Source organism: Caballeronia sp., assembly GCF_049581465.1.
In the GTDB taxonomy this organism is placed as follows: Bacteria; Pseudomonadota; Gammaproteobacteria; order Burkholderiales; family Burkholderiaceae; genus Caballeronia.
In genome coordinates, this window is sequence record NZ_JBAUSA010000106.1 from 1 (window position 1) to 4,588 (window position 4,588).

Genomic DNA, 4,588 nt, shown 5'->3' on the forward strand with positions numbered 1-4,588 from the left:
GCGACTGCAACTGCAACTGCGCCGGCAATCGAGCGCCCGGCTCTCGCGTTGAGCGCCCCGAAGAACGTATCGCATGTGGATTGCAATATCGCAAAGCCGGACTATCCCGATCCGTCGAAGCGGCGCGGCGAGAACGGCACGGCAATCGTCAGATTTGTGGTCGGCCTGACCGGGCGCATTGAGAACATTCAGTTGCAAAAGAGCAGCGGCTATCCGCGGCTAGACGACGCCGCGCTCGGCGCAATACATGCTAGTGAGTGTCAACCGTACACGGAGAACGGTGAAGCGATCCGCGCCGCGTACTCACAGCTGTTCGTCTTCGCACTGCCCGAATGAACTATAACCAAACCAAAGGAAACAGCCATGCACCACTACGGCCTCGCGAATGTCTGGGATCAAGGGGATATCGTCACACGGGGCATTTTGATCGTGCTCCTGATCATGTCAATCCTGTCGTGGACTGTCATCGTCGTCAAGCTATGGAACCTGGTGCGGATCAGGCGCATGACGAACCATGCCGAGGCGTCGTTCTGGCAATCGGATCATTTGGAAGACGGACTCAAGACGCTCGGCGGCAACGCGTCGTCTCATCGCGGCAATCCGTTTCTGGCGCTGGCCCTCGCCGGAAAGGAAGCTGCCACCCATCTCCCGCAAGCACAGCCGCATCTGCACGACCGCATCGACGCGTCGGACTGGATCACACACCGCCTGAAGGACACGATGGACGAGGCGGTTGCGCGCCTGCAAAGCGGGCTGGCGGTCCTCGCGTCGATCGGCGCCACTGCCCCCTTCGTCGGGCTCTTCGGGACCGTCTGGGGCATCTACCATGCGTTGATCGTCATTGGAGAGACCGGCCAGACATCGATCGATCATGTCGCCGGGCCCGTCGGCGAGTCGCTGATCATGACGGCCTTTGGTCTCTTCGTCGCCATTCCGGCCGTGCTCGGATACAACGGACTGACACGCGCCAATAAGACCATTGTGAGGAAACTGAATCGCTTCGCGCACGGCCTGCATGCTTACTTCGTGACCGGGTCACACGTGTCGTCCGGAACGCGCAATGACATGCGGGTCGTCACGCGCGACGAATCCGAAACGAATGAGGGAGTGCTCAAATGGCACTGAGTCGTATGTCTGACGACGACGAAGACGGGTTGATGAACGAGATCAACATGACACCGCTCGTCGATGTGATGCTGGTATTGCTGATTATCTTTCTCGTCACGATCCCGGCGATGCAACATGCGGTCAGGATCGATCTTCCGCGCGCGAGCAGCCAACCCGAAGAGGTCAAACCCGCGCACATCGACGTCGCGGTACAGGCGGACGGCACCATTCTGTGGGACGATCATCCGGTGAGCGATGACGGATTACGCGCAAGAATCGCCGAGGTTGCCCGGGCAAGGCCCCAACCGGAACTGCATCTGCGCGCCGACCGGAAAGTGCCTTACGAACGCGTCGCCGATGTAATGTCGGCCGCTCAGGCCGGTGGCCTGACGAAGATCGGCTTCGTCACCGACCCTCAACCGAAAAAACGAAAGTGACAGCCGTCGTTCTGCGAAACCCATTGGACATCGTCGGGCACTAACGTTTCGTGCCTACTCCCACTCGCGTTTTGCATTTCCTCCACGCGATCCCGTCGCGTCGACGTACCTGCGTCAATGAAACAACTTGGTCGCCTGGAGCAGGGTGTTGACCACGCCCCATGCAAGCGGCACCAGCACATAGATCCAGAACACGCCGAGCAGCAGCTTGTTGGTCGGCGCGGTGTCTGCGTTGTGGTTTGGATTCGTATGAGCGTTCATCGCGTTTTCCGGTTTATTGTTGTCCTGGGTTCAGTCTGCCGCGAGTGCGGATGCGCTCATCTGATGTTTCTCGTTCACGTGCTTCACAGCCAGGTTGCAGATAAAGCCAACCACCAGCAGCCCCGCCATGATGTGCAAGGTCGTGGTGTAGGCGTCCGCCTTCACCACGCCATGCGCCACTTCATACGCGCGAATGTAGTTCACCAGCACTGGACCCGCGATTCCCGCCGCAGCCCACGCGGTCAGCAGACGGCCGTGAATGCCGCCGACGAACTTCGTGCCGAACATATCGGCGAGATAGGCTGGGACGGTCGCGAAACCACCGCCATACATGGACAGGATTACGCAATACGAGAGCACGAAGAGCGCGACGTTGCCGCTTTGCGCGAACTGCGGCACCAGCAGATACAGCACCGCTCCGAGCGCGAAGAAGATGAAGTAGGTATTCTTGCGTCCGATCCAGTCCGACGCCGACGCCCACACGAAACGTCCCCCCATGTTGAAGAGCGACAGCAAGCCGACGAAACCGGCGGCTGCGGAAGCCGTAATCGATGCCTTGAAGCTCTCCTGGATCATCACCGACGCTTGTCCAAGCACGCCGATCCCGGCCGTCACGTTGAGGAACAGCACCAGCCAGATCAGATAGAACTGCGGCGTCTTCAACGCCTGGTCAATGTGCACATGATTGCGCGTGATCATCTTGTTGCCCTTGCTTGACGGCGGCGTCCATCCCGCCGGCGTCCAGTTTGGACGCGGGACGCGGATGACGAGCGCGCCGATCGACATGGAGATGAAATAGATGATGCCCAGCGTCACGAACGTCTCGGTCACGCCATTGCTGGCTGCGCTCTTGAAGTGGTTCATCAGTGCGACCGAGCCGGGGGCCGCGATCATCGCACCGCCGCCGAAGCCCATGATCGCCATGCCGGTCGCCATGCCGCGCCGGTCAGGAAACCAGCGGATCAGCGTGGACACCGGCGAGACATAACCGAGCCCGAGCCCGATTCCGCCAATCACGCCGTAGCCGAGATAGACCAGCACGATCTGATGCAGATGCACGCCGAGCGCCGCCACCAGGAAACCGCCGCCGAAGCAGCAGGCCGCCGTGAACATGGTGCGCCGGGGCCCGACTTTCTCCAGCCATTTGCCGGCGAAGGCTGCCGACAAACCCAGGAACACGATGGCAAGCGAAAAGATCCATCCAAGCGTGGTCAGTGACCAATCGTCAGGGGCCGACTGCGTGATCCCGATCACGCGCGTGAGCGGGGCGTTGAAAACTGAAAATGCGTAAGCCTGACCGATACACAGATGCACAGCGAGGGCGGCGGGCGGCACCATCCATCGAGAAAACCCGGGTTTTGCGATGGTTGCTTCTTTAGAAAAAAATCCGGGTGGACTGCTAACTGCGGTATTGGTTTGAGAGTTCATGCTGGGTCTCCAATCTAGTTATGTTGCGCTGCTTATCATTTGCTTTTTTTATAGACACACTTCAACGGCACGTTGGTAGCGCTGCCGACATGCCGTTCAATCGCCATAGCCCGGTTTGTACAAAGAAGGGAAAGAGGAATATATGATGTTATTTTTCATAAAATTAACCTACAAATAACCTACGGCTATTCAATGTCACGATAGACAAGGGATTGTAATGTTGCAATAGGATGTGCTCAGACATAAGTGGTTATACCGATAGGGCAACCTTCGATCAAACTGTTTTCGACTGCTCCCAATGAGCAAAAACCGCATGCATCGCAGACGGAAGTGCGGGTCCCCTCGGCGAGGCGATCCATGTAAGGCCCTTGCGGCTATTTTCTGATGGCGTGCAGCACGTCACACGCGTTCACAACTTTTTGGCTGAACGGATGGAATAGTCACGTGCGTTATTCGTTGCACACCATTCGCTTTTATCTAGCTAGTTCAAGTATTGCAATCGCACGAGATCGCACACGAAATAAGTCCTCCGTCACAGGAATAAACCCGGCGTCCTCTTCGTTCAATCAGCGTTACGGCCTTTGGAAAGAACCAGGAGTTCGGTCATGAAATCTCTACTCGACGTGTTCGGCGTCGTAGCATGCAGCGCGGCTATCGCGACTCTCGTGTCATGCGGCGGCAGCTCCAGTTCGAACAATTCAAACCCACCCATCCAGCCGTCGTTCACTGTGACCGCCCTCGTTTCAGATGGCGCGGTGCCCGCCGCGCACACTGACGCGAATCTGAAAAATCCATGGGGCGTCGCCTTCAATCCGAAAGGTTTCGTTTGGGTCGCGGACAACGGCACCAATGTCGCGACGCTCTATGACGGCAACGGCGTGCCGCAATCGCTGGTCGTCACAATACCCGACGGCAAGAACGGTTCAGCATCGCCCACGGGCATCGTCTTCAACGGCACACAAAGCTTCTCCGTCTCGGAAAGCGGCAAGTCCGGCGCCGCTGCATTCATTTTCGCGGGCGAAGGTGGAACCATCACCGCTTGGGCGCCCGACGTCGGGCCGACCAACGCGTTCGTGATGTACGACGACGGCACGGGCGGCGCCGTGTACAAGGGTCTCGCGCTCGCCGCAATGAACGGCAACAACTTCCTTTACGCGACCGACTTCCATAACAACAAGATCGACGTCTTCAATACCAACTTCACCAAGGTCCCGATGCCCGGCTCCTTCACGGACCCGGCGATTCCGGCCGGCTTCGCGCCGTTCGGCATTCAGGCGATCGGCTCGAATCTGTTCGTCACTTACGCGATGCAGGACCCGGCCAAGCACGACGATGTCGCGGGCGCGGGACTCGGC

Annotated in this window: 6 protein-coding genes; 4 read left to right on the top strand and 2 right to left on the bottom strand. The window is 58.6% G+C overall.

The window, feature by feature from the left end:
* From WCA53_RS02575 to WCA53_RS02585, 3 genes are all read left to right on the top strand, one after another.
* Positions 1-336: energy transducer TonB (locus WCA53_RS02575; RefSeq protein WP_423905148.1), on the top strand; the 336-nt coding region annotated here is incomplete at its 5' end.
* A 27-nt stretch (positions 337-363) separates the two neighbouring features.
* Positions 364-1,125, top strand: coding sequence for a MotA/TolQ/ExbB proton channel family protein (locus tag WCA53_RS02580; protein ID WP_423905150.1), 762 nt, complete (start codon positions 364-366; stop codon positions 1,123-1,125).
* Positions 1,116-1,544: an ExbD/TolR family protein gene (locus WCA53_RS02585; protein WP_423905152.1), complete on the top strand. Its 429-nt coding sequence runs from the start codon at positions 1,116-1,118 to the stop codon at positions 1,542-1,544. The genes WCA53_RS02580 and WCA53_RS02585 overlap by 10 nt, the downstream gene beginning before the upstream one ends.
* Positions 1,545-1,658: 114 nt before the next feature.
* On the opposite strand, the gene WCA53_RS02590 is transcribed toward WCA53_RS02585, so the two are convergent.
* Together WCA53_RS02590 and WCA53_RS02595 are read right to left on the bottom strand one after the other, a co-directional pair.
* Positions 1,659-1,805 carry an MFS transporter small subunit gene (locus tag WCA53_RS02590; RefSeq protein ID WP_423905154.1) on the bottom strand — a complete coding sequence of 49 codons (147 nt, stop codon included), beginning with the start codon at positions 1,803-1,805 and terminating at the stop codon, positions 1,659-1,661.
* A 30-nt stretch (positions 1,806-1,835) separates the two neighbouring features.
* Positions 1,836-3,233, bottom strand: a complete 1,398-nt coding sequence (locus WCA53_RS02595) for an L-lactate MFS transporter (RefSeq protein WP_423905156.1) — start codon at positions 3,231-3,233, stop codon at positions 1,836-1,838.
* A gap of 605 nt (positions 3,234-3,838) precedes the next feature.
* On the opposite strand from WCA53_RS02595, the gene WCA53_RS02600 reads away from it, so the two are divergent.
* The coding region (locus WCA53_RS02600; protein WP_423905159.1) for a TIGR03118 family protein at positions 3,839-4,588 on the top strand (750 nt) is incomplete at its 3' end.